This window comes from Thermomonas sp. (assembly GCF_025993755.1).
GTDB lineage: Bacteria > Pseudomonadota > Gammaproteobacteria > Xanthomonadales > Xanthomonadaceae > Thermomonas.
In genome coordinates, this window is the sequence record NZ_JAMQHN010000087.1 from 1 (window position 1) to 25,375 (window position 25,375).

A 25,375-nucleotide genomic window follows, 5' to 3' on the forward strand; every position below is an offset into this window, starting at 1 on the left:
TGGCGAAAGGCGAAACTTTCGCGCCTGGGGACGCTGACCATCCCCGCGAACCGGGTCATCGTCGTCAACAGCTCGCTGGCCGTGCCCAGCAGCGCCTGGGTACCGGCACCCGCCGGCAGCTCGTGACGCAGATGCTCGACCTCGTCGGCCGCGAGCGGCTTGATCTGCAGCAGCGAATCCACGAACAACCGATAGCCCTGCGCGGTCGGAACCCGCCCGGCTGAACTGTGCGGCGCCGCCAGCAGGCCGGCGTCCTCCATCGTGGCCAGGATGTTGCGGATGGTGGCGGGGCTGACGTCCAGCCCGGCGTGCCTGGCCAGCGTCTGCGAGCCCACCGGCTCGCCGCTGCGGATGTGGCGGGCCACCAGCGCGCGCAGCAGCTGGCGCGCGCGCGGGTCAAGGGCGATGTCTGCGGTGCGCCGGCGGGACATGCCCAAGGTTGTAAGCGCCAGCCGCCGCCGACGCAAGCGCTACCCTGCAACGGGCGTCGCGGGCAAAATGCGGCGCAATGCTCATCCGCCTGTCGATCCGCGATTTCGCCGTCGTCGCCCATGCCGAACTCGATTTCGGCGCGGGGCTGACCGTCATTTCCGGCGAGACCGGGGCGGGCAAGTCGCTGCTGGTCGATGCGCTGGGCTTTTTGTCCGGCGCGCGTGCCGACGCCGGCGCGGTGCGCCACGGCGCGCAGCGCGCCGAACTGAGCGCCGAATTCGCGCTGGGCGACAGCCCCGAGGCCGCGCACTGGCTGCGCGAGAACGCGCTCGACGACGGTGATGTCTGCCTGCTGCGCCGGGTGCTGCACGCCGACGGCGGCTCCAGGGCGTGGATCAACGGCCGCAGCGTGACTCTCGGCCAGCTTGCGGAATTTTCCGCCCTGCTGGTGGAAATCCACGGCCAGCACGCCCAGCAGGCGCTGCTCGAACGCCGCCAGCAGACCACCCTGCTGGACACCTTCGCCCGCCATCCGGCGCTGCAGGACGCCGCGCGCACCGCCGCCCAGGCTTGGAAAGCCCTGCGCGACGAACGCGCCGCCCTACTCGCCCGCGGCGACGTCGGCGAACGCCGCAGCTGGCTGCAGCACCAGCTGGACGAGCTCGACGCCCAGCCGCTGGACCCTGTCGCACTGGCCGCACTCGACGCCAGCCATCGCCGCCATGCCCACGCCGCCGCGCTGATGGCCGCCTGCGACGGCGCGCTGGACGCGCTGGCCGGCGACGACGCCCTGCCCACGCGCCTGCAACAAGTGCGCCATGGCCTGCAGCGCGAAGCCGCCCACGAGGCGCGCCTGTTCGAAGTCGATGCGATGCTCGATTCCGCCGCGATCCAGCTCGACGAAGCGCAAACCCTGCTGCAGCGCATCCGCGACGACCTCGACCTCGACCCCGAAGCGCTGGCGGACATCGAACGCCAGCTCACCCGCGTGCAGGACCTCGCCCGCAAGCATCGGCTGCGGCCCGACCAACTGGCCGCCCACCGCGACGCGCTGGCCCGGGAACTGGAATCGCTGGTCGATGCCGACGCCCGCCTGCAGCGCCTCGACGCCGACCTCGCCAGCGCGCAGGCGCAGTGGAACGCCGCTGCCGCCGCTCTTTCCGCCTCGCGCCGCAAGGCCGGCGACGCGCTGGCCGACGCCGTCAGCGCCCTGATCGACACCCTCGGCATGCAGGGCGGACGCTTCGAGGTGACGCTGGACGCCAACCCCGACGACACGCCCGACCCCAAAGGCCGCGAGCGCGCCGAATTCCTCGTCTCCGCCAACCCCGGCCAGCCGCCGCGCCCGCTGCGCAAGGTCGCCTCCGGCGGCGAACTGTCGCGCATCTCGCTGGCGGTGGAAGTGGCCACCCAGGCGCAAGGCGCCGTCTCCACCCTGGTGTTCGACGAAGTGGACGCCGGCATCGGCGGCGCGGTCGCCGCCGCCGTGGGCGCCCGGCTGCGCGCGCTCGGCGCATCAAGACAGGTGCTGTGCGTCACCCATCAGCCGCAGGTCGCCGCCGCCGGCCACGCCCAGTACCGCGTCAGCAAGACCGCGCAGGACGACGTCACCGAAACCGCGGTCGTCGCCCTGGACGCAACGGGCCGCATCGAGGAAATCGCCCGCATGCTCGGCGGCGCGAAGATCAGCGCGGAAGCCCGCGCGGCGGCCAAGCGGCTGCTGGAAAGCGCATAACGCCGGCGCGCGCATAGAATCGACCCATGCCCGCCTCTTTCCTCTTCTACGACCTCGAAACCTTCGGCGCCGATCCGCGGCGGACGCGGATCGCGCAGTTCGCGGGGATCCGCACCGACCTTGAACTGAACCCCGTCGAGGACCCGATCAGTTTCTTCGTCCAGCCGGCCGGCGACCTGCTGCCGGCGCCGATGGCCACGCTGATCACCGGGATCACGCCGCAGGACGCGCGCCGGGAGGGCGTGAACGAGGCCGAGGCCTTCGCACGCATCCTCGACGCCATGGGACGGCCGGGCACCTGCAGCGCCGGCTACAACTCGATCCGCTTCGACGACGAGTTCATCCGCTACGGGCTGTACCGCAATTTCTTCGATCCCTACGAGCGCGAGTGGCGGGACGGCAATTCGCGCTGGGACCTGCTCGATGCGCTGCGGCTGATGCACGCGCTGCGCCCGGACGGCATCGTCTGGCGGCAGCGCGAGGACGGCAAGGGCACCAGCTTCAAGCTCGAACACCTGGCCGAGGACAACGGCCTGCGCGAGGGCGACGCCCATGAGGCGCTGTCCGACGTGCGCGCCACGATCGCGGTGGCGCGGTTGTTCCGGCAGGCGCAGCCGCGGCTGTGGGACTACGCGCTACGCCTGCGCGACAAGCGCCACGTGCAGTCGCTGCTGCGCGTGACGGCACCGGAGCCGCTGCTGCACGTGTCGCAGAAATACCCGGCCACGCGGCTGTGCGCGGCACCGGTGCTGGCGCTGGCCGAGCACCCGAAATATCCCACGCGCGTCATCGCCTTCGACCTCGACACCGACCCCGAACCGCTGCTCGCGCTCGATGCCGACGCCATCGCCGCGCGTCTGTTCGTCCGCCGGGAAGACCTGCCGGAAGGCGAAACCCGCATCGCGCTGAAGGAAATCCACACCAACAAATGCCCCGCGCTGGTGCCGTGGGCCCACCTGCGCGCCGCTGATTTCAACCGCCTCGGGATCAACCCGGACGCCGTCGAGCGCAATGCCGCGCGCCTGCGTACCGCCGGTCCCGCGCTGGCGGAAAAGCTGCGCCGCGTGTTCGACCGCGAGCGCGAATTCGCGTCGGAGGACGTGGACGCGGCGCTCTACGGCAGCTTCATCCCCGATTCCGACAAGCGCCTGCTGGCCCAGGTGCGCGCAACCCCGCCGCAGCGGCTGGCCGACGCAGGCTTCCCGTTCCGCGACTCGCGCCTGCCGGAGCTGCTGTTCCGCTATCGCGCGCGCAACTGGCCGCAAACCCTGACGCTGGACGAACAGGCGCGGTGGACGGACTACCGCCGCCAGCGCCTGCTGGACGGCAACGGCGGCGCGGAACTGACGCTGGCGCAGTACCGCGCCGAGATCGACGAACTGCGCGTGCAGCGCGGCGACGACGCGCGCGCGCTGGCGTTGCTCGACCAACTGACCATCTGGGGCGACGCCCTCGCCAGCGAGATCGGCAGCGACTGATCCCACGCCTGCCACCCGCAGGCGATGCGCAGGTCGAACAGCTTTTTCTGGACGCGGATAGACGCGGATAGACGCGGATGAAAAGCTGACAAGAGATTGATCCGCGTTCATCTGCGTTGATCCGCGTCCAAATGCCTTTGCAGACTGCGCAGAACGCACAAAGACAGCTTGCTCCCGCCATGCCGCACTGCGACATGACAGGAGCCTGTACGCGTGCGTATGCTCTCCATACCGCACCGTGTGGGACGGTGGGGATCGTCGGCCGCAGGCGACCAGGCGGCATCGCAGAAACCCGGGGGGGATTCCATGCGTAGATTCGTGTTCGGCGCGCTGTTGGCGTGCGCCGCCTTGTTTGCAGCGACACCGGCGCTGGCCGCCGACGTCACCGGCGTCGCCTTCGTGCACGGTACCGGCCATCAGACCGATGCCTACAACGATTACTGGCAGCCGGCGATGGTCAACAACGTTCGCGGCGGCTTGGCCAATCCGGCCAACTACACGGTGATCAACTGCGATTTCGAACAGTACATGTGGGACAGCCGCGCGGCCGGCTGTCTGGCAACGCAGCTCACCAGCTTCATCAGCGCGAAGAAAATCACCCGGCTGATCGTCATCACCCACTCCAACGGCGGCAACGTGATCCGCTGGATCATGTCGAACCCGACCTACGACAGCCGCTATCCGAACATCATCAGCAAGATCGTGCGCGTGAACGCGCTGGCGCCGTCCTCGGCCGGCACCCCGCTCGCCGATGCGGTCATCAACGGCAACGTGTTCGAGACCTCGCTGGGCTGGCTGCTGGGCTACAAGTCCGATGCAGTGCGCCAACAGCAGGTCAGCTGGATGGCCTACTACAACGGCAACTACCTGTACGGCACCGCCGGTCGGCCGTCGCTGCCGAAGCTGTTCCGCAGCGTGGTCGGCACCGACGTCGAAACCGCGGTCTGGGATCCCGACAGCTACTGCGGCGGCTACGCTCTGAACGTCGGACTGGAAACCACCCAGTGGTGGCTGGACAGCTGCTCGGACGGCTTCCTCAACTGCAGCAGCCAGTCGGCCGCCGGGTCCGTGTGGTTCAAGGACAAGTCGAAAATGGCAGGCAGTGAACCGCTCAGCCACAACCAGAGCCGGCGCGCCTGCTTCGGCCTGGACACCATCCTGCGCAACGACATGAAGTGAGGCCACGACCATGCGAACCAAGATCCTGCATGCCGCGGCGCTGGCCGCACTGAGCACCCTGACAATGGGCTCCGCCCTCGCCGCACAATCCCTGCTTCCGGCCGGAAACGGAGACCAAGTGCCGACAAGGCTGGTGTCCCTGCCCGCTCCCTCCGGCGCGATCGAGCGCCAGCCGGTTTCATTTTCCTGGAAACTCGACCCCGCGCTCGCGCTGTCGCAGCCCGCGCCCTTCATGGCCGAGAGCCGTGAATACTGGCTGACCGTCGAAGGTGCGGAATTGCAGCGTGGCGTGGCGTTGCCGATGTCGGCCAGCGGCGCGCTGGTCCGGGTCAGCCCCGCACGCGGGGCCACACCTTTGCGCGCCAACGAATTTACCGTATCGAACCAGGGGCGGAACGTGACGGTGGACCGCAGCGCCGACGCCGAAGCCCTGCGTCGGGCCGGCATGGACGCCAGCGCCGGCACCCAGGTTCTGCGCCTCGGCGCCGGCAGCGGCGCCGGCAAGGTCACCTTGCGCGCAAGCCGTGCCAGCGGCCGCTACGTGGTCCACGTGTTCGAACCGGGCAGCACGCTGGTCATGTTCGCGCGACCCGACCGCGACCACGCCCTCGCCGGTCAGCAGATGCGGGTCGCCATCGCCGCCACGAACGCCGGGCGGGCCACCGCGGCGCGCTCCAGCGCACTGCTGGTCGCGCCGGACGGCAGCAGCCAGCCGATTGCGGTTCGCAATGCGGCGGGCGGCGGCCAGGAGGCGGTCTTCAAACTGCCGACGCAGGCGCACCGGGGCGGCGGGCTGTGGGAGCTGCAGGTGTTCTCGAATATCGGTGGCACGCCTCGGGATGCCCGAACCGCGTTCGCGGTGGCGCAGCCGACCGCGCGATTCGCCGGCAGCTTCGCACTCGACGCCAGCCACCTGCGGGTTTCGCTGCCAGTACAGGCTGGCTCGCCCGGGCGCTACGAGGCCCGCGGCACGCTGTACGCGACCGCGCCCGACCACAGCCTGCGGGCGGTGTCGGAAGCGCACTCCGCGGCCTGGATGAACGCCGGAAACGGGACTCTGGTCCTCGAATTCGAGCGTGCCCACATCCCGGCTGGGTACGGCGCGCCATACGAACTGCGCCAGCTGGAATTGAACGACCAGGGCCGGATGGCGCCTCTGGAATCGCGGGCGCGGGCAGCGCGGTTCTGACGCTTTCCTGACGCACGTGCGGTTTGCCGCGACGGCCGGGCTTGCCCGGCCGTTCGCTTTTGCGCAGTCTATTCGCCATTGCGGACGGAGCATGGAATGGGCAAGAAAGCCAAATGGGGTCTGGCGTTGGTCGTGGCCGCGCTGCTGGCCGTGCTGGGTTATGTCGCGGCAGGCCCCTGGCTTGCGATCAACGGCATCCGCAAAATCACCGCCAGCGGCAACGTTGCCGAACTGTGGCGATTCGTCGACTTCGATCAACTGCGCGCCAGCGTCGGCCCGCAGATCCGCGAACGCATCGCCCGCCAGCTGCTGGAACGGGTCGGTTCGAGCGAGCAGCCGCAGACCCTGGCCCAGGTGACCGAATTGATCGGCAAGCGACCGATCGATGCCCTTTCCTCACCCGAAGGCATCCAGCACCTGCTGCGCAACAACATTCTGACGCCCACGCCCGCACCCAGCGCTGCCGGCAGTGGCGCTGCCGCAAACGCTACCCGCCCGCCATCCGACCCGTTGAAGGACGCCGTCACCCACTTCGAATCGGCATCCCTGTTCACCGCGACGGTGCCGAACGCGGACGGCAAGCCGCTGGTCTTCGAATTCCGTCGCGACGGCTTGTCGTGGAAACTGACCGGGCTGCGCCTGCCGGAATCCTGATTCCAGCATTTCGACGCCTTCTGCCCCATCAATCGTTCGCCACCCCGTGCGGCACGTGTCCCGCCGCGACATGGCGACGGGCGGAGTCGATGTTGTGCGGCGAGTCGTCGAAAAAGATGTCGGCGCCGAAGGCCTCCAGGAACGGGCCCTTGTCGCGGCCGCCGAGAAACAGCGCCTCGTCCAGACGTACGTCCCATTCGCGCAGGGTGCGGATCACCCGTTCGTGCGCGGGCGCGGAACGCGCCGTCACCAGCGCGGTACGGATCGGCGCGTTCTCGCCCGCCGGGAACGCCGCCTGAAGGTCGTGCAGCGCCGACAGGAATCCCCGGAACGGGCCACCGGAAAGCGGTTCATGCGCCAGCTCGCGCTCGTGGCGGCCGAACGCCTCCACCCCCTGCTCGCGCGACACCCGCTCGCTTTCGTCGCCGAACAGCACCGCATCGCCGTCGAAGGCGATGCGCAGCTGCGGCTGGCGCGGTTCGTTGGCTTTCTCCGGAAGGATCGTCGCGGCTGCCACGCCCGCCGCCAGCGCAGCGCGCACGGATTCGGGATTGGCCGACAGGAACAATTGCGCGCCGAACGGACGGATGTAGGGCCACACCGGCGCACCTGCGGTGAACGTAGCGCGGCGGATGTCGAGCCGGTAGTGCTCGATGGAGTTGAACACCCGCAGCCCGGTGTCGGAGGAATTGCGCGACAGCAGGATCACCTCGACCCGCGGCGCCTCCCTGGCCGTTTCCGCATTCAAGGCAAGCAGCTTGCGCACCAGCGGAAACGCGATCCCCGGGGTCAGCACGTCGTCCTCGTGGAGGCGCTGGAAATCGGCGAACGCCGCGATGCCCTCGCGCTCGAACAGCGCATGGCTGTCCTCCATCATGAACAGCGCGCGAGCGGTGATTGCGACGGTGAGGGTGGCGACCGGTTCCTGCATGGGAGCATTGTCCGCGATCCGTGTCGCAGATGCTGCGACCGGCAAGCTGGCGTCAGACCGTGAACTGCTCGATCAGGATGCGTTCTTCCAGATTGTGCCCTTGGTCGAACAGCAGGTTCACGCCGCGCTTGTCCGATTCGTGCACCAGCACTTCGGTGACGTCGCGCACTTCGTGCGAATCGGCGGTGGCGCTGACCGGGCGCTTGTGCGGTTCGAGGATGCGGAACCGCACTTCGGTCCCCGATTTGAGCACCGCACCGCGCCAGCGCCGCGGGCGAAACGGCGCGATCGGCGTCAGCGCCATCACATTGGCGCCCAGCGGCAGGATCGGCCCGTGCGCGGAGAAGTTGTAGGCGGTGCTGCCCGCCGGGGTGGCCAGCATCACGCCGTCGCAGACCAGTTCGCCAAGCCGCACCTCGCCGTTCAACTCGATGCGGATATTGGCGGTTTGTCGGGTTTGCCTGAGCAGCGAGACCTCGTTGTAGGCCAGCGAGGTCACGCTGGCGCCGGATTCGGTGTACGCAACCATTTCCAGCGGATGCAGCAGATCCGGTTCGGCGGCCGCGATCCGCGCCGGCAGATCGTCGCCTTCGTGATATTGGTTCATCAGGAAGCCGACCGTTCCCAGCTTCATGCCGTAGACCGGCTTGCCGAGGCCGCCGTAGCGATGCAGGGTTTGCAGCATGAATCCGTCGCCGCCAAGCGCCACCAGCACGTCAGCGGATTCCGGGGCACACTGGCCGTGGCGCGCGACCAGCGCGGACAGCGCGGCCTGCGCCTCATCGGTCGGGCTGGCCAGAAGGGCAAGTCTGTGAGCGGACATGTGCGAAGGATAGCAAGCGTCCCCGCATTCGGAGATTTCCGGAATACGGCCTCTTTCGCGTTTATGGAAGATGGCGGCTCTCGGCACCACCCCCCCCAGCGTCGTCGAGCCCCCGGAAACATTGGCACATCACCCCAGGCGAAGAACATGAACACTCCATTCGATGCGGCCCGCGCATCCGCAGCCGGCATCGGCCGAAACCCGGCCCCGATCCGGCCCACGTTCGCGCCGCGCTCCCCGCGGCTCCGGGTGGCATGCTCGGTCCTGTCCTGCCTGCTGCTTGCCACCGTCGTGACCGCCTGTTCGAAACAGCCCTCCAGTGACGAAGCGCCCGCAGCCACGCCGCAGGCGGACGCGCCGTCAGCCCGACAGGCTCCGCAGCAGCCCGCAGCGGAGCCAACCATCACCGCATTTCCATCGGCCTCGGATCCCTGCCATCGCGCCGAGGACGAGGAGAACCTGGACGAAGCCTGGCCGCCCATCCCCAGTTGCACGAAAGTGCTCATGGAAAAGTACGGAGACTACATCCGGTACACCGCGCAGCCACCCACGATCCATGGATCCGGCGACGAAAGCGGGAAATCGGCGAAGGATTTCCTGACGATCAGGGCAGGAAACGGCAGCACCGCCACCTATCGGTACATGAGCGTGGAAGGTTCGGAAGACGGCGAGAACGATTACGCCCTCGATCCCGTGCCGTATGCCGTTTACGAGCACTTGAAGCTGCTGCTGGTCAGCGTGGTCTCCTATGGCGAGGAAGTGACTTACGACCTGATCAATCTGGACACCGGGAAGAAGACCGAACTTGGCTCGATCGGCCTGCCGCTCGAATTCTCGCCGGACGGCAAGAGGTTTTTCGTGCTCGATACCGAGTTTGGCTTCGCCCTTCCCCTGTCCATCACCATCTACCGGCTCGATTCCGGCGTCGTCGTCAAGGAAGGCACCATCAAGAACACAGCCTGGTCTCCGTTCGATGCCCGCTGGGACGGCGCGGGACGCATCGCCTTCACAGGCGCAACGGAAGACAACGTGCACTGGGACGACAGCGGCAAGGGAACCTCCACCGGCCCGCGCCTGAGCTACGCGCTCGAAGGCGGGAAGTGGCGGCCGGTGCCGGCGCCGGTCGGCAGGCGGTGAGGCAAAAACGGACGGCCCGGAATTCCGGGCCGTCGCGTGTCGCCCGATCGACTCGCGCAGCGTCGATCGGGCAGCGCCGGGATCAGACGCGCAGCGCCAGTTGCGCCACCCGCTGCACCGCCACCGAGACGGTCGGGTAATCCAGCGCCTTCTGGGCGGCCAGTTCCGTCAGCATTGCCAGGGTGTGGCGCAGGTTGGCATCGTCGCGCGCCAGCCAGGCGGCGACCCTGGCATCGGCGTCCTTGCCGGGCAGCGACAGCACCTGCGCGGTCAGACTGCGCAGCTGCGCGGACAGCTCGTCGCGCAACACGCCACGCGCGACCGCATGCCAGCGGCCTTCGACCTTGAGCGCATCGATCTGGGTCCGCAGCCACGGTGCGCGCAGCGCGTCGGAGAGGCGGAAATAGACCTTGGCCACGTCGACCGTGCGCAGCTTGCGCTCGCGCGCCAGCTCAATGATGTTCGGGCAGGATTCCAGGTACGGCAGCGCCGCGAGCTGGTCGGCCAGCGTCGCCGGCACGCCCTTGCCACGCCATTCCCTGCGCATGGCCTCATAGGCCGGACGCTGCGAGTCGGGCAGGATGTTCTCGCCGGCGCGGATGTCGCGGAAACCATCGTGGTAGCGTTCCACCGCCGCCGTGATTCCCGGCACCGCGCCCGGCCGCGCCAGCAGCCAGCGGGTGAAACCGCGCTGCAATTCCCAGATGACCATCAGCGCATCGACCTGCACGGAGTCCGTCACCTTGCCGTCGAGCGCGTCGATCTGCGTCCACAGTTCGCGCGCGTCCAGGGTTTCGCGGGTGATGGTGTAGGCCCGCGCGACCTCGCCGATGCTGCGGCCGCTGTCTTCCTGCATGCGCTGCAGGAAGGTCGCGCCCATCCGGTTGATGGTCGAGTTGGTGACCGCCGTGGCGATGATTTCGCGCTTCAGCCGATGGTTGCCCATCGCCTTGACGAAATCCTTATGCAGCGGGTGCGGGAAGTACTGGACCAGTTCCTTCGACAGATAGGGGTCTTCCGGGATGTCCGACGCCAGCAGTTCCGGGAACGCCACCAGCTTGGCGTAGGACAGCAATACGCACAGCTCCGGCCGGGTCAGGCCCTGGCCATGCAGCTTGCGCTCGGCGATCTGCGCATCGGTCGGCAGGAACTCGATCTGGCGGTCGAGCAGGCCCTTCGATTCCAGGGTGGTGATGAAGTGCATCTTCGAGCCCAGCCGGCTCGCGCTCATCCGCTCCATCAGGCTCAGGGTCTGGTTCTGGCGATAGTTGTCCTTGAGCACCAGCTTGCCGACCTCGTCGGTCATCGAGGCCAGCAGCTTGTTGCGGGCTTCGAGCGTGAGCTTCTTCTTGCGCACCTCGGCGTTGAGCAGGATCTTGATGTTGACCTCATGGTCCGAGGTGTCCACGCCGGCCGAGTTGTCGATGAAGTCGGTGTTGAGCAGCACGCCGGCCTGCGCCGCCTCGATGCGGCCGAGCTGGGTCATGCCGAGGTTGCCGCCTTCGCCGATGATCTTGCAGCGCAAGTCGCAGCCGTTGACGCGCAGGCCGTTGTTGGCGCGGTCGCCGACGTCGGCGTTGCTCTCGCTGGACGCCTTGATGTAGGTGCCGATGCCGCCGTTGTAGATCAGGTCCACCGGCGCCCGCAGCGCGGCGTGGATCAGGTCGGTCGGGGTCATGTGCTTGACGTCGTCGTCGAGCCCGAGCGCCGCGCGCACTTCCGGCGTGATCTCGATCGACTTGAGCGAACGCGCATGGATGCCGCCGCCCTTGCTGATCAGCTTGGCGTCGTAGTTGGCCCAGCTCGAGCGCGGCACCTTGAACAGGCGCTGGCGCTCCTTGAACGAAGTCGCCGCCACCGGATTCGGATCCAGGAAAATGTGGCGATGGTCGAAGGCGCACACCAGCCGGGTATGCTGGGACAGCAGCATGCCGTTGCCGAACACGTCGCCGGACATGTCGCCGATGCCGACGCAGGTGAAGTCCTGCTTCTGGCAGTCGATGCCCAGCGCGCGGAAATGGCGCTTGACCGATTCCCACGCGCCGCGCGCGGTGATGCCCATGCCCTTGTGGCTGTAGCCGGCCGAGCCGCCCGAGGCGAACGCGTCGTCCAGCCAGTAGCCATGCGCCTGGGCGATGCCGTTGGCGATGTCGGAGAAGCTGGCGGTGCCCTTGTCGGCCGCGACCACCAGATACGGATCATCGCCGTCGTGGCGCACCACGCCGGCTGGCGGCAACACCTTGCCATCCACGCCCAGGTTGTCGGTGATGTCCAGCAGCCCGTTGATGAAGCGCTTGTAGCAGGCCACGCCCTCGGCGAACCAGGCATCGCGGTCGACCGCCGGGTTCGGCAGCTGCTTGGGATAGAAACCGCCCTTGCTGCCGACCGGCACGATGACGGTGTTCTTGACCATCTGCGCCTTGACCAGGCCCAGCACCTCGGTACGGAAATCCTCGCGCCGGTCCGACCAGCGCAATCCACCGCGTGCCACCGCGCCGAAGCGCAGGTGGGTGCCTTCCACCCGCGGGCCGCACACCCAGATTTCGCGGAACGGGCGCGGTTTGGGGAGATCCGGAACCTTGGCGGTGTCGAGCTTGAAGGCGAGGTAATCGGCCGGGCCGCCGTCCTTGCGCAGGCCATTCCCGTTTTCATCCCGCTGATAGTCGATGTAGTAGTTGGTGCGCAGGGTCGCCTCGATCACGCCGATGAAACTGCGCAGGATGCGGTCCTCGTCGAGGCTGGCAACGCGGTCGAGCAGTCCGAACAAGGCATCGCGCGCGGCCGTCGCCTGGGCATCGCGACTGTCGGCGCGCGCCTTCACCAAGGCCGCCAGCGCCTTCATCGCATTTTCGTCGTCGGCCACGAGCATCCGCAGCTGCGTTCCGAAGCGCTCCATGCCGCGCTTGATCTCGCTGGCGCTCTCGTGCCCGGTGGCAGGGTCGAAACGCGCTTCGAACAGCTCGACCAGCAACCGCGCCAGCAGCGGATAGCGCGCCAGGGTGGTTTCCATGTAGCTCTGCGAATAGGCGATGCCGGTCTGCAGCAGGTACTTGCAGTAGGCGCGCAGCATCGCGACCTGCCTCCACGACAGGCCGGCGGCAAGCACCAGACGGTTGAAACCGTCGTTCTCGGCATCCCCGCGGAAGATGTGGGCGAAGGCGTCCTCGAAATTCTCGTCCAGCGCATCGACGTCCAGGTCGCCCAGCAACGACTCGACCTCGAAATCCTGGATGTAGAGCACGCCGTCTTCGGCATCGAGCCGGTAGGGATGCTCGGTGATGACCCGCAGCCCCATGTTTTCCATCATCGGCAGCGCGTCCGACAGCGGGATGTCCTGCAGCGGGCGATACAGCTTGAAACGCATCGCACCCTGTTTGCCCGGCGCAGCGCCGAGTGCAAGCCGGAGATCGTCCGGGCCGGTCAGGGCGGCGAGATGCTCGACGTCGTCGGCCGCCACGTCCGGGCTAACGTCCTCGATGTATCCGGCCGGCAACGCGCTGCCGAAACGCGCCAGCAGCCTGAGCCCGGCTTCCTCGCCGTGGCGAGCCACCAGCCGCTCGCGCAGCTCGTCGCCCCAATCGCGGACGATTTCTCCGAGCTTGCGCTCGAGTTCGGGCAGATCGACGTCCTTGCGGTCGGCGTCGGCCGAGGGGCGGACGAGGATGTGCAGCTGGGCCAGCGGCGAATCGTCGATCTGTACGTTGGTATCGACGCGCTCGCCGCCCAGGGCGCGGGACAGCATCGCCTCGATCCGCTCGCGCACGCGATTGCTGATCCGGTCGCGCGGCACGTAGGCCAGCGCGGAGTAGTAGCGGCCGTAGCGGTCGCGGCGCAGGAACAGTTTGCTGCGCACGCGTTCCTGCAGCGAGAGGATGCCCAGGCAGGTCTTGAGCAGTTCCTCTTCGCCCGACTGGAACAGCTCGTCGCGCGGCAGGGTTTCCAGGATGTGGCGCAGGGCCTTGCCGCTGTGGCTGTCCGGATCCAGCCCGGACTGGTTCATGACGTAGTTGTGGCGCTCGCGCACCAGCGGGATGTCCCACGGCCGGCGGGTGTAGGCGCTGGAGGTGTACAGGCCGAGGAAACGCTGCTCGCGGACCGCGCGCCCCCTGGCATCGAATTCGAGGACGCCGATGTAATCCATGTAGCCTGGACGATGCACGGTGGCGCGGGCATTGGTCTTGGTCAGGATCAGCGCATCGACCGAGCCCGAGTGGCGCAAGGCATGGGCGGCCAGCGACTTGACCGGCCGCGGCTTGCTGTCCGCATCGGCGCGCAGCAGCCCAAGACCGGTACCCGGGACTGCGCCCAGCACGTCCTCCTTGCCCTCGCGTTGCACCTGGTATTCCCGATAGCCGAAGAACGTGAAGTGGTTGTCCGCCGCCCATTCGAGGAATGCCTTCGCCTCGCGTTTCTCGTTGTCGCTGATCGGCAGCTTGCGCGACTCGAGAGCCTCGGCCACCTCCCGCATGCGGTCGCGCATCGGCTGCCAGTCGGCAACGATCGTCCGCACGTCGGCAAGAACGCGCACGATGCGCGCCTTGATCTCGGCCAATGCCTCCTTCGGCTGGCGGTTGAACTCGAGGTGCATCATCGACTCGCGCTCGCCCTGCCCGATCGCGGTCAGCTTGCCGGTGCGATCGCGCGTGACGCGGATTACCGGATGCCCGAGCACGTGCACGCTGATTCCCATTTCGGCCAGCGCCATCGCCACGGAATCGACCAGAAACGGCATGTCGTCGTTGACGATCTGCAGCGTCGTGTGCGAAGTGCCGGCCCTGTCCGCCTTCAGCGGCGGATTGAAGACCTGCACGTTGGCCTTGCCCGGCTTGCGCGAACGCGCGAAGTCCAGCATCGCCACGGCCAGCTCGGCCCAGGCCTCCGTTCCGCGACTGGCGAATTCCTCCGCGTCCATGCGCTGGAACAGCGCCGTCGCGAACGCCACGGCTTCCGCCTGGCCGGCCTTGCCGACGAGCTTTTGCACCGCCTCGCGGATCGGTTTCAGGTTGTCCGCCCCGCTGCTTTCGACTGACTTGCTCATGTGGATCACTGCCTCCAAAGGAAGACGGCCGCACCTTCTGGCGCGGCCGGTTGGATGATTCTGGCCTCAGCGCAGGCCGGTTTCGTTGCGGGCAATCACCAGCCGCTGGATTTCGCTGGTGCCCTCGTAAATCTCGGTGATCTTGGCGTCGCGGAAATAGCGCTCGACCGGAAGTTCCTTCGAATAGCCCATCCCGCCGTGAATCTGCAGGGCCTGATGGGTGATCCACATCGCCGCTTCGGAAGCGGTGAGCTTGGCCACCGACGCTTCGGTCGAGAACCGCTGCCCCTGGCTCTTCAACCATGCCGCCCGCAGCGTGAGCAGCAGCGCGGCATCGAGCTTGCACTTCATGTCGGCGATCTTGGCCTGGGTCATCTGGAACGCGCCGATCGGCTGGCCGAAGGCCTTGCGTTCCTTGACGTAGGCGATCGTGGCCTCGTAGGCGGCGCGGGCGATGCCGATGGCCTGGCTGGCGATGCCGATCCGGCCGGCGTCGAGCACGCCCATGGCGATCTTGAAGCCCTGACCTTCCGCGCCCAGCACCTCATCGGGCCGGACGCGGTAGTCGGTGAACTCGATCTCGCAGGTGGCCGAGGCGCGGATGCCCATCTTCGGCTCGGTCTTGCCGCGATGGAAACCCTCGCGGGCGGTGTCGATCAGGAATGCGGTGATCCCGCGTGCGCCCTGCCCGGGATCGGTGACGGCGAACAGGACGATGTACCTGGCGACCGGGCCGGAGGTGATCCAGCTCTTCTTGCCGTTGACCAGGAAACTGCCGTCGTCCTGCCGGATCGCGCGGCAGCGCATCGCGGTGGCATCCGAGCCGGACTGCGATTCGGTCAGCGCGAAGGCGCCGATCTCGCGGCCTTCGGCGATGTCGCGCACGTATTTCTGTTTCTGCGCCTCGGTTCCGAAGCTCAGGATGCCGTTGCAGAACAGCGAGTTGTTCACGGAAAGAATCGTGCTGTGGGCGGCATCGGCGGCGGCGATCTCGATCATCGCCAGCACGTAGGCCACGGTATCCATCGCGGCACCGCCGTACTCGGCCGGCACCTCGATCCCCATCAGCCCGTTTTCACCGAGGGCGCGGATGTTCTCTAGCGGAAACTCGCCGGTCCGGTCGTGGTATTCCGCGCTGGGCGCGATTTTTTCGCGCGCGATCCGGCGAGCCACGTCCTGCAGCATCCGCTGCTCTTCACTGAAGCCGAACTCCACGACTGCCTCATGGCGCAACAGGAAAGCGCCATTGTAGCTCGCCGCGCGGGGGAACCCCAGACCCACCGGTACTGAAGGATCCGGGAGCGCCCGCCTGTCCAAGGCTCCGATGAGGCCCGACGCCGCCAGAATGGCGCCGCCCGAACCGGACTCAATCGAGTTCCTTGAGCCTCTGCGCCGCCAGGGTCGCCGCCGATTTGAGCGTCCCGGCATACACCCTGTGCCCCGGCCCCACGTCCCTGGCAGTCGATTCCAGTCCTTCGATGTAGGCCGAGATCAAATCACGGGCGTTGTACAGATGGCCGAGCTCCGCATAGGCCTTGGCGACGGCATCGCGCACATGCCAGTCCACGTTGGCCCCGGTCTCCGACAGTTTCGCGAGGTCGACGACGGTCAGGACGTGTGGCGTGACCAGGCTGATGACGGTCTGTTTCATCGGGATGGCTTGCTGTGCACCAAGGGCGAAAGATATCGCATGATCGCGGGGTCGTGGCACGTCGGGAGCGCTGGAGGCGCCATGATCCTGCGGCCACCACCGTCCGCCCGGCTGGATCGGACATCGTCTTGATCCTTTCGCCGCTGCGCGTATAATTCATCGCTAAATCGCGATGGAAAGATATATGGATCTCGAAGGCTGGTCGGCGCATCTGAAAGTGTTTGCCGACGCGACCCGGGTGCGGTTGCTGGCGCTGCTGGAACGCGAGGAACTGACCGTGGCCGAACTGTCGGCGATCACCCAACTGGCGCAGCCGCGCGTCTCCACCCACCTGGCCAAGCTCAAGGACGCCGGCCTGGTGCGCGATCGCCGCGCCGGGGTCTCCGCCTATTATCGCTTCGACGAGGCCGGTCTGGACGCCGCCCAGCGCGCCCTGTGGCATTCGATCCGCAGCGGCAGCGTCGATCCGCTGCTGGATCAGGACGCCGCCCGTGTCGCCGGGGTGCTGGCCAGCCGCGCCGCCGACCAGAACTGGGCCGACAGCGTGGCCGGCGACATGGAGCGCCACTATTCCCCCGGCCGCACCTGGGAGGCGATGGCGCGCACGGTCATCCCCCTGCTGTGGCCGGGCGACGTGCTCGACATCGCCTCCGGCGACGGCGTGCTGGCCGAACTGCTGGCACCGCATTCCGGCCGCTATGTCTGCATCGATTCCAACCAGCGCGTGGTCGCGGCCGCCGGCGAACGGCTGCGGCGGTTCGACAACGTCGAGGTACGCGCGGGCGACATGCACGCGCTGCCGTTCGAGGACGAGAGTTTCGATCTGGTCGTGCTGATGCAGGCGCTGACCTATGCCGCTAGGCCGGCGCAGGCGGTGGCTGAGGCCGCGCGGGCGCTGCGCCACGGCGGACGCCTGCTGCTGTCCAGCCTAGACCGCCACGGCCATCGCAACGTCGCCGAGGCCTACGGGCACGTCAATCTCGGGTTCACCGCGCGCGAATTGCGCAAATTCGCGGAGAAGGCCGGCCTGCAGGTGGCCAGTCTCGAAACCGTCACCCGCGAACGCAGGCCGCCGCACTTCGAGGTCATCTCGCTGACCGGCGTGAAGCCTTGATTCGAAGCCCTCCCCTTCAAGAGGAGGGAAACACGCAATGACGCCACGGAGCACCATGAACACCCTTCCCTGGAAACACCCCGAACGCGTCGCCGCGCTGCACGCGGCGCTGGCCCGGCGCATCCTGGTCCTCGACGGCGCGATGGGCACGATGATCCAGCGCGAAGGGCTGGAAGAAGCGGACTACCGCGGCGAACGGTTCGCCCAGGGGTTCGATGCGCTGTTCGCGGCCGATGGCCACGTGCATGGCGTCGGCTGCGGCTGCGAGGCCGTCGATCAGCGCGGCAACAACGATCTGCTCAGCCTGACCCGGCCGGACCTGATCCGTGCCATCCATCGGCACTATCTGGAAGCCGGAGCGGATCTGATCGAGACCAACACCTTCAACTCCACCGCGATCTCGCTGGCAGACTACCGCCTGTCGCACCTCGTGCGTGAACTCAATCGCGAAAGCGCGCGCCTGGCGCGCGCGGAATGCGACGCCGCCGAAGTCGCGACGCCCGGGAAACCACGCTTCGCCGTCGGCATTCTCGGCCCGACCAGCCGGACCGCCTCGCTTTCGCCCGACGTCAACCGGCCGGGCTTCCGCGCGGTCACCTTCGACCAGCTGGCCGACGCCTACCGCGAAGCGGCCCGCGGGTTGATCGAAGGCGGTGCCGACATCCTGATGGTCGAGACCGTGTTCGACACCCTCAACGCCAAGGCCGCCCTGTTCGCCATCGACGACGTGTTCGCCGAAATCGGCGGGCGGCTGCCGGTGATGGTTTCGGGCACGATCACCGACGCCTCCGGACGCACGCTTTCGGGCCAGACTGCGGAAGCGTTCTGGTATTCGCTGCGGCACGCACCGCTGCTGTCGATCGGCCTGAACTGCGCGCTCGGCGCCCGTGAGCTGCGCCAGCACGTCACGGTGCTCGCCCAGGTCGCCGATGCGCCGGTCAGTTGCCATCCCAACGCCGGCCTGCCCAACGCCTTCGGCGGTTACGACGAGACGCCGGACAGCATGGCCGAGACGCTGGGCGAGTTCGCCCGCAGCGGCCTGCTCAACATCGTCGGCGGCTGCTGCGGCACCACGCCCGATCACATCGCCGCGATCGCTGCCGCCGTGCGCAACCTGCCGCCGCGCATCGCTCCTGCGCTGGCCGAGGTGGCCTGATTCTTGACGCGGATCGCGCGGATGACACGGATAAAGACACTCAAGATGTTCTGCCTGCGTTTCGTCACTCATGTCTTTTCGGGAATGCCCGGCGCGGTGGGCATCCGTACCAAGACCGCTCTATCCGTGTCATCCGCGTAATCCGCGTCCAAAAGGATTCAAACGAATGCCCCATTACCTCCCCCGCCAAACGCGTCTAAGCGGACTCGAACCACTGATCCTCAGTCCGGAGGCGAACTTCATCAACGTCGGCGAGCGCACCAACGTCACCGGCAGCGCGCAGTTCAAGAAACTCATCGTCGAGAACCGCTACGACGAAGCGGTTGCCGTTGCGCGCCAGCAGGTCGAAAGCGGCGCGCGGGTGATCGACGTCAACATGGACGACGGCCTGCTCGATGCCGAGAAAGCCATGGTCGAGTTCCTCAACCTGATCGCCGCCGAGCCGGACATCGCCAAGGTGCCGGTGATGATCGATTCGTCCAAGTGGACGGTGATCGAGGCCGGCCTGAAGTGCCTGCAGGGCAAGGGCATCGTCAATTCGATCTCGATGAAGGAAGGCGAAGGCGAATTCCTGCGCCAGGCGCGGCTGGTGCGCCGCTACGGCGCGGCCGTGGTGGTGATGGCCTTCGACGAAACCGGTCAGGCCGACAGCGCGCAGCGCAAGGTCGAGATCTGCGCCCGCGCGTATCGCCTGCTGACCGAAGAGGTCGGCTTCCCGCCCGAGGACATCATCTTCGACCCCAACTGCTTCGCGATCGCCACCGGCATCGAGGAGCACGACAATTACGCGGTGGCTTTCATCGAAGCCGCCCGCGAACTGCGCCGAAGCTTCCCGTACAGCCACATCTCCGGCGGCGTTTCCAACATCAGTTTTTCGTTCCGCGGCAACGAAGCGGTGCGCCAGGCGATCCACGTGGTCTTCCTCTACCACGCGATCCAGGCCGGCATGGACATGGGCATCGTCAACGCCGGCGCATTGCCGATCTACGACAGTCTCGACCCGGAACTGCGCGAGCGGGTCGAGGACGTGGTGCTCAACCGGCGCGCGGACTCCACCGAACGCCTGCTGGAAATCGCCGAGAACTACCGCCGCAAGAAGGGCGAGAAGAAGGTCGAGGACCTGGCTTGGCGCCAGTTGCCGGTCGCGCAGCGCCTCTCGCATGCCCTGGTGAACGGCATCGACGCCTACGTCAACGACGACACCGAGGAGGCGCGGCTTCAGGCGACCCGTCCGCTGGACGTGATCGAAGGCCCGCTGATGGACGGCATGAACGTGGTCGGCGACCTGTTCGGCGCCGGCAAGATGTTCCTGCCGCAGGTGGTCAAATCCGCTCGGGTGATGAAGAAGGCGGTCGCCTGGCTGCTGCCGTTCATCGAGGCGGAAAAAGCCCGCACCGGCGATGCGCCCAAGAGCAACGGCAAGATCGTGATGGCCACGGTCAAAGGCGACGTGCACGACATCGGCAAGAACATCGTCGGCGTGGTGCTGGCCTGCAACAACTTCGAGGTGATCGATCTGGGCGTGATGGTGCCGGCACAGAAGATCCTCGACACCGCCCGCGCCGAGAACGCCGACATGATCGGCGTGTCCGGGCTGATCACGCCGTCGCTGGAAGAGATGACCCACGTCGCCCGCGAGATGCGGGTGCAGGGTTTCGACACCCCGCTGCTGATCGGCGGCGCGACCACCTCGCGCGCGCATACCGCCCTGAAGATTTCACCGAACTATGAAGCGCACACAATCTGGATCAAGGATGCCTCGCGCGCGGTGGGCGTGGCGCAGTCGCTGATGTCGCCGGAGCAGCGCGAAGCCGTCCTCAAGGCCGCCAACGACGACTACATCGAGATTCGCGAACGCCACCGGGTTCGCGGCAATCCGCAAAAGCTGGTGACGCTGGAACAGGCGCGCTCGCGCCGTTTCGGCTGCGACTGGGCCGGCTACGCGCCGCCCGCGCCGCTGCAACCCGGCCTGCACGTGTTCGACGACTATCCGCTGGACGAACTGGTGGCCTGCATCGACTGGACGCCGTTCTTCAACGCCTGGGAACTGGCCGGGAAGTATCCGGCGATCCTGACCGATCCCATCGTCGGCGCGCAGGCCAGCGAGCTGTACGCCGACGCGCGCGCCATGCTCGACCGCATCCTCAGTGAAAAATGGCTGCGCGCCAAGGCGGTATGCGGCTTCTGGCCGGCCCATTCAATGGGTGACGACGTGGAGTTGACGCTGTCAGCGCCGTGGGGCGCGGGCGTGGAAGGCTCGGGCACCGGCGAACACCGGTATTTCGAAGGACGCTACGACGATTCCGACGCCACCCGGATGTTGCGCTTCCTGCGCCAGCAGGCCGACAAACCGATCGAACGCCCGAACCTGTGCCTGGCCGATTTCATCGCACCGAAGGATTCGGGCCGGCAGGACTGGATCGGCGCCTTCACCGTCACGGCCGGACTGGGCATCGAGCCGCATCTGGAACGCCTGCGCGGCGAGAACGACGACTACAGCGTGATCCTGCTCAAGGCGCTGGCCGACCGCCTGGCCGAAGCCTTCGCCGAACGGCTGCACCAGCGCGTGCGCAAGGAACTGTGGGGCTATGCGGCGGACGAGACACTGGACAACGAGGCGCTGATCGCCGAGGCCTACCGTGGCATCCGCCCCGCTCCCGGCTATCCCGCCTGCCCCGAGCACAGCGAAAAGCGCGTTGTCTTCGACCTGCTGGGCTCCACCGAACGCACCGGTGTCACCCTGACCGACCACTTCGCCATGTACCCAGCGTCCAGCGTCTCCGGCCTGTATTTCAGCCACCCCGACAGCAAATATTTCGTGGTCGGCCGTGTCACCAAGGACCAAGTGGCCAATTACGCCAAGCGCAAGGGCGTCGACATGAAGCAGGCCGAACGCTGGCTGTCGTTCAATCTGGACTACGACCCGGAGTGAACCTGGCGAATCCTGGATGGCACCACGCCGTGAGCTGCACCGAGGCCAATGGCGACGCCACCACCGAATATCGACTTGCCGACCGGCTGGAAAATGGTCAAGGTGGTGCCGCACGCGTGGCGTCACCTATTGCGTTTACGATCACAGCGTGGTGAATGGGTGCGACGCACGCAACGGCCCGCTGGCCAGCTTCAACTTCAAGCGGTTTGGCTGATAACTCCTCGCGATGCACAACTTCTAGGCATGCTGCACCTGCAACCCTGGCATGGGCTGGCCCTTTTGCACGCGGCTGCAGTGGCCGGCGGCCTCCTGCTTTACGTGGGACTGACGCACTCCGGGCGCCAGCGCCGCCCGCCGTCCGCGGCGATGGCCTGGGTGCTGGCCCTGCTGGCCTTTCCCTACCTTGCGCTGCCCACCTACCTGCTGTTGGGCACGCGCAAACTCGCCCACACCGCCACGTCTGGGGAAGGCGCACAGCCGCCGTCCCGCTTGGCCGACGACCCCGCCACCCGCGGCCTCGACCTGCCGCCGCCCCGGCGCTGCGCATCTGTGCGCATCCACGGCCGCGGTGACGAGGCGCTGCAAGCGCTCCTCGACTTGCTGGCAGGCGCGCAGCGGCGCATCGATGTGGAGATTTTCATTTTCCGCGACGACGAGGTCGGGCGCCGGATCGTGGAGGCCTTGGCGAGCGCCTCCCGACGCGGCGTGATGGTGCGTGCTCTGATCGACGGCCTCGGCACGCTGGAGAACCACCGCCGCATCCGCGCCGACCTGCACGCGGCCGGGGTGAGGACGCGCTGGTTCTCGCCGATACGCCTGCGCCTGCGGCCCCAGTTCGGTCGCGGCAACCTGCGCAACCACCGCAAGCTGGTTCTGGTCGACGGCCGGACACTGTGGAGCGGCGGGCGCAATTTCGCCGCCGAATATTTCCTCGGCACGTCCGGCACGCCGGCATGGCACGACCTGAGCTTCTGTATCGAGAGCGGGATCGTCGCCGATGCGGCGGAGGGCTTCGCACGCGACTGGGCGCTGGCAGGCGGCACGCCGGACGTCACGCCGCCCGACCCCGACATCCTTCCCACGGGCCCGGTCGCGCAGCTGCTGCCCGGCGGCCCGGACCGTCGCGAGGATACCGCCTACGCGCTCTACCTCAACGCGATCCACCGCGCCGACGCACGGGTCTGGCTTGCTACGCCCTACTTCGTCCCCGACGACGCGCTGCAGCTTTCCCTGCTGCTGGCAGCCCGGCGCGGGGCGGACGTCCGGCTGCTGCTGCCGGCGCGCAGCAATCACCGCCTGGCCGACATCGCCCGCGAGCGCAGCCTGCGCGAACTGGCCGCCGCCGGAGTTCGCATCGCACTGCTGCCGTTGATGCTGCATGCCAAGCTGGCACTGGTGGACCGGCGCTTCGCCAGCTGCGGCTCGATCAACCTCGATAGCCGCAGCCTGTTCCTCAACTACGAACTCAACGTCCTGTTCCACGACCCTGCGCAGATCGACACGTTCGACGACTGGTTCCGCGGGCTGTTCGCACTGGCAGATGCCTATACGCCACGCACGTCGGGCTGGCTGCGCGACCTCGGCGAAGGCGCGGTACGCGCGATCGGCTTCCAACTGTAATGACTGCCGCTGGCGCCACTGTTCCACGCCTCACCAGACCAGATCGTCGGGCACCTGGTACTGCGGGTCGGAATACGGATCCTCGGTGGCCGGCGCATCCGGATCGATCTTCAGCGCGACGGCCTGGGCGAAGAGGGTTTCGACCTGCGCCAGCGTGGCGACATCGACCAGCAGGTAGCGGCCGTTGAGCTGCACCACGCCCAGCAGGCCGGCATTGAGCGCCTTGAGCTGTTCGGCATTGACGTGGACGCGCTTGATCTTGCCGCCGTATTCGAAATGACGGACATGCTCGGCGTCCGCGGCATTCAGCGCCTTGTCCTTGAGGAACGCCTCAAGTCTGGCACGCGCTTCGCGGCGCTGTCGCGCTTCTACCTGCTTGATGCGTTCGGCCTCGATGCGCTCGTCCTTTTCCTTCTGCGCCCGGATCGCGTAGGCCTTGGCCAGATCGATATCCTCGCGCGGTGTCCTTTTCTGCTGCGGTCGCGGCTGCGGGCGACCCTGCTGCGCCTGCTTGCCTCCGGGCTGGGCGGAGTCCGGGCCGTCCCGGTGTTCCTTCTTGTCGCGTGGCGCCGGCTTCGGGGCAGCCTTGAAGCCCAGGCCCAGCAATTGGTCGCGCAGGGAATTGCTCATCGCGTCTTGCGTTTCAGTAGTGCGGGGGTGGCGGTTCGCTGGCGGCATCGCCGGTGATCGGAGTGGCTGCCAGCGCGCTGCGCAATTGCCGCAGGTCTTCCAGCGCGCGATGCAGCAGCAGCGCATTGCGCGACTCGCTGTCGCGGGCCGCGGCCAGGGCGTCGCTCAGCTCCTGCAGCGCCTGCTCCTGGAAAGCCAGGCGGGTTTCAAGATCGATCAACCGTTGCTCTAGATCGGCCATGCCCTACGCCTTGCGAACCGAGCGCCCACGACCGATGCCGTAATACGCCAGCCCGGCCGCCTCGATCTCGGCGGGCTCGTACAGATTGCGCCCGTCAAAGACCACGGCGTCGGCCAGCGCCTGCTTCAAGCCGGAAAAATCGGGGCTGCGGAACTGTTTCCATTCGGTGATCACCACCAGCGCGTCGGCGTCTTCAAGCGCCCCGTGGGCCGTGGCGCACAGAACCAGGTCCTTGCGCTCGCCAAAGATCCGCCGCGTCTCCGCCATCGCTTCCGGATCGAACGCCCGCACCGTCGCGCCTGCAGCCCACAGCTGTTCCAGCAGGCGGCGACTGGACGCCTCACGCATGTCGTCGGTGTTCGGCTTGAAGGCCAGGCCCCAGAGCGCGACGGTCTTGCCCCGCAACGCACCGACTCCGCCGTAGTGGCGCACCATCAGCTCGAACAGATGCCCCTTCTGGGCAGTGTTGACGGCCTCGACCGCATCCAGCAGCCGCGTGGCCACGCCATGCTGCTGCGCGGTCTTCGCCAGCGCCTGCACGTCCTTGGGGAAACACGACCCGCCGTAGCCCGCGCCGGGATAGATGAATTGCCAGCCGATGCGCGGATCGGAACCGATGCCCTTGCGCACGTGCTCCACGTCGGCGCCGACCTGTTCGGCGATGTTGGCGATTTCGTTCATGAAGCTGATCTTGGTCGCCAGCATGGCGTTGGCGGCGTACTTGGTCAGCTCTGCGGAACGGACGTCCATCGTGACGATCCGGTCGTGGTTGCGGTTGAACGGCGCGTACAGCCGCTTCATCGTCTCCAGCGCCCCCTGGCTGGTCGTACCGATCACGATCCGGTCCGGACGCATGCAGTCCTCGACCGCCGCGCCCTCCTTCAGGAATTCGGGATTGGACACCACGTCGAAGGCGATCTTCGCGTCACGCGCGGCCAACACCTCGGCGATTTTCGCGCCCACCTTGTCGGCGGTGCCGACCGGTACGGTCGACTTGTCGACCACCACCGCCGGCCTTTCCAAGTGTCGTCCAATGGTCTCGGCAACCGCCAGCACGTACTGCAGGTCGGCGCTGCCGTCCTCATCCGGCGGCGTGCCGACCGCGATGAAAACCACTTCCCCGTGCGCGATCCCGGCCGCCGCATCAGTGGAAAAGCGCAAGCGGCCTTCGGCGCGGTTGCCGGCCACCATTGGTGCCAGTCCAGGCTCGAAAATCGGCACGACGCCGCGATTGAGGGCATCGACCTTGGCGGCATCCACGTCGATGCACAGCACCTCGTGACCAACTTCGGCAAGACAGGTTCCCGTCACCAGACCGACGTAGCCGGTGCCGAAAATACAGACGCGCATGGGTTTCGAATCCTTTCGGTTGGGGCATGGGCGACGGGATCAGCCCGGATGCATGAACCGGATCCGTCGCGCATCGCCCGGATGC

The 25,375-nt window shown here is 67.3% G+C and carries 18 protein-coding genes and 1 pseudogene; 10 read left to right on the plus strand and 9 right to left on the minus strand.

The window, feature by feature from the left end:
* A pseudogene (locus Q0X16_RS05680) lies at nt 1-431 on the minus strand (heat-inducible transcriptional repressor HrcA); the annotation flags it as partial.
* Between the two features lie 77 nt (nt 432-508).
* Here Q0X16_RS05680 and recN point away from each other — a divergent pair.
* The 5 genes from recN to Q0X16_RS05705 all read left to right on the plus strand — a co-directional run bounded on the left by recN (nt 509) and on the right by Q0X16_RS05705 (nt 6,667).
* On the plus strand, nt 509-2,167 hold the full coding sequence (gene recN, locus Q0X16_RS05685; protein ID WP_297831766.1) for a DNA repair protein RecN: 1,659 nt from the start codon (nt 509-511) through the stop codon (nt 2,165-2,167).
* 26 nt (nt 2,168-2,193) lie between these two features.
* A complete protein-coding gene (gene sbcB, locus Q0X16_RS05690) occupies nt 2,194-3,645 on the plus strand; it encodes an exodeoxyribonuclease I (RefSeq protein ID WP_297831769.1) in 1,452 nt (483 codons plus the stop codon).
* Nucleotides 3,646-3,951: 306 nt separating this feature from the next.
* A complete protein-coding gene (locus tag Q0X16_RS05695) occupies nt 3,952-4,824 on the plus strand; it encodes a hypothetical protein (RefSeq protein WP_297831772.1) in 873 nt (290 codons plus the stop codon).
* A 10-nt stretch (nt 4,825-4,834) separates the two neighbouring features.
* Entirely contained in the window at nt 4,835-6,013 is a 1,179-nt protein-coding gene (locus Q0X16_RS05700; protein WP_297831774.1) for a DUF4785 domain-containing protein, read from the plus strand.
* Nucleotides 6,014-6,109: 96 nt separating this feature from the next.
* Nucleotides 6,110-6,667 carry a DUF2939 domain-containing protein gene (locus Q0X16_RS05705; RefSeq protein WP_297831778.1) on the plus strand — a complete coding sequence of 186 codons (558 nt, stop codon included), beginning with the start codon at nt 6,110-6,112 and terminating at the stop codon, nt 6,665-6,667.
* A gap of 28 nt (nt 6,668-6,695) precedes the next feature.
* On the opposite strand, the gene Q0X16_RS05710 is transcribed toward Q0X16_RS05705, so the two are convergent.
* Both Q0X16_RS05710 and Q0X16_RS05715 read right to left on the minus strand, forming a co-directional pair.
* The gene (locus Q0X16_RS05710; RefSeq protein ID WP_297831780.1) at nt 6,696-7,598 is read right to left on the minus strand and encodes a 5'-nucleotidase; all 903 of its coding nucleotides are present in this window, start codon (nt 7,596-7,598) and stop codon (nt 6,696-6,698) included.
* 52 nt (nt 7,599-7,650) lie between these two features.
* Nucleotides 7,651-8,421 (minus strand): NAD kinase, encoded by a 771-nt coding sequence (locus Q0X16_RS05715; RefSeq protein WP_297831783.1) that lies wholly within the window; start codon nt 8,419-8,421, stop codon nt 7,651-7,653.
* 63 nt (nt 8,422-8,484) lie between these two features.
* Between Q0X16_RS05715 and Q0X16_RS05720 the strand changes: the two genes are divergently transcribed.
* On the plus strand, nt 8,485-9,558 hold the full coding sequence (locus Q0X16_RS05720) for a hypothetical protein (RefSeq protein ID WP_297831786.1): 1,074 nt from the start codon (nt 8,485-8,487) through the stop codon (nt 9,556-9,558).
* Nucleotides 9,559-9,640: 82 nt separating this feature from the next.
* Here Q0X16_RS05720 and Q0X16_RS05725 read toward each other — a convergent pair whose 3' ends face one another.
* The 3 genes from Q0X16_RS05725 to Q0X16_RS05735 form a co-directional block, all read right to left on the minus strand.
* Nucleotides 9,641-14,596, minus strand: a complete 4,956-nt coding sequence (locus Q0X16_RS05725) for an NAD-glutamate dehydrogenase domain-containing protein (RefSeq protein WP_297831789.1) — start codon at nt 14,594-14,596, stop codon at nt 9,641-9,643.
* A gap of 66 nt (nt 14,597-14,662) precedes the next feature.
* Entirely contained in the window at nt 14,663-15,811 is a 1,149-nt protein-coding gene (locus tag Q0X16_RS05730; RefSeq protein WP_297831793.1) for an acyl-CoA dehydrogenase family protein, read from the minus strand.
* 151 nt (nt 15,812-15,962) lie between these two features.
* On the minus strand, nt 15,963-16,247 hold the full coding sequence (locus tag Q0X16_RS05735) for a hypothetical protein (RefSeq protein ID WP_297831796.1): 285 nt from the start codon (nt 16,245-16,247) through the stop codon (nt 15,963-15,965).
* Nucleotides 16,248-16,431: 184 nt separating this feature from the next.
* Between Q0X16_RS05735 and Q0X16_RS05740 the strand changes: the two genes are divergently transcribed.
* The 4 genes from Q0X16_RS05740 (at nt 16,432) to Q0X16_RS05755 (ending at nt 23,069) form a co-directional block, all read left to right on the plus strand.
* A complete protein-coding gene (locus Q0X16_RS05740; RefSeq protein WP_297831799.1) occupies nt 16,432-17,361 on the plus strand; it encodes a metalloregulator ArsR/SmtB family transcription factor in 930 nt (309 codons plus the stop codon).
* 55 nt (nt 17,362-17,416) lie between these two features.
* Nucleotides 17,417-18,517, plus strand: a complete 1,101-nt coding sequence (locus Q0X16_RS05745; RefSeq protein WP_297831801.1) for a homocysteine S-methyltransferase family protein — start codon at nt 17,417-17,419, stop codon at nt 18,515-18,517.
* Nucleotides 18,518-18,683: 166 nt separating this feature from the next.
* Nucleotides 18,684-21,449: a methionine synthase gene (metH, locus tag Q0X16_RS05750; protein WP_297831804.1), complete on the plus strand. Its 2,766-nt coding sequence runs from the start codon at nt 18,684-18,686 to the stop codon at nt 21,447-21,449.
* Between the two features lie 243 nt (nt 21,450-21,692).
* Entirely contained in the window at nt 21,693-23,069 is a 1,377-nt protein-coding gene (locus Q0X16_RS05755; RefSeq protein ID WP_297831807.1) for a phospholipase D-like domain-containing protein, read from the plus strand.
* A 30-nt stretch (nt 23,070-23,099) separates the two neighbouring features.
* Here Q0X16_RS05755 and Q0X16_RS05760 read toward each other — a convergent pair whose 3' ends face one another.
* Genes Q0X16_RS05760 through Q0X16_RS05770 form a run of 3 tightly spaced genes read right to left on the minus strand, consistent with a single transcriptional unit; the run spans nt 23,100 to nt 25,290 of the window.
* Nucleotides 23,100-23,699, minus strand: a complete 600-nt coding sequence (locus Q0X16_RS05760; protein ID WP_297831810.1) for a DUF2058 family protein — start codon at nt 23,697-23,699, stop codon at nt 23,100-23,102.
* Between the two features lie 13 nt (nt 23,700-23,712).
* Nucleotides 23,713-23,940, minus strand: a complete 228-nt coding sequence (locus tag Q0X16_RS05765; protein WP_297831813.1) for a SlyX family protein — start codon at nt 23,938-23,940, stop codon at nt 23,713-23,715.
* 3 nt (nt 23,941-23,943) lie between these two features.
* Entirely contained in the window at nt 23,944-25,290 is a 1,347-nt protein-coding gene (locus Q0X16_RS05770; protein WP_297831816.1) for a UDP-glucose/GDP-mannose dehydrogenase family protein, read from the minus strand.
* Nucleotides 25,291-25,375 lie beyond the last annotated feature (85 nt).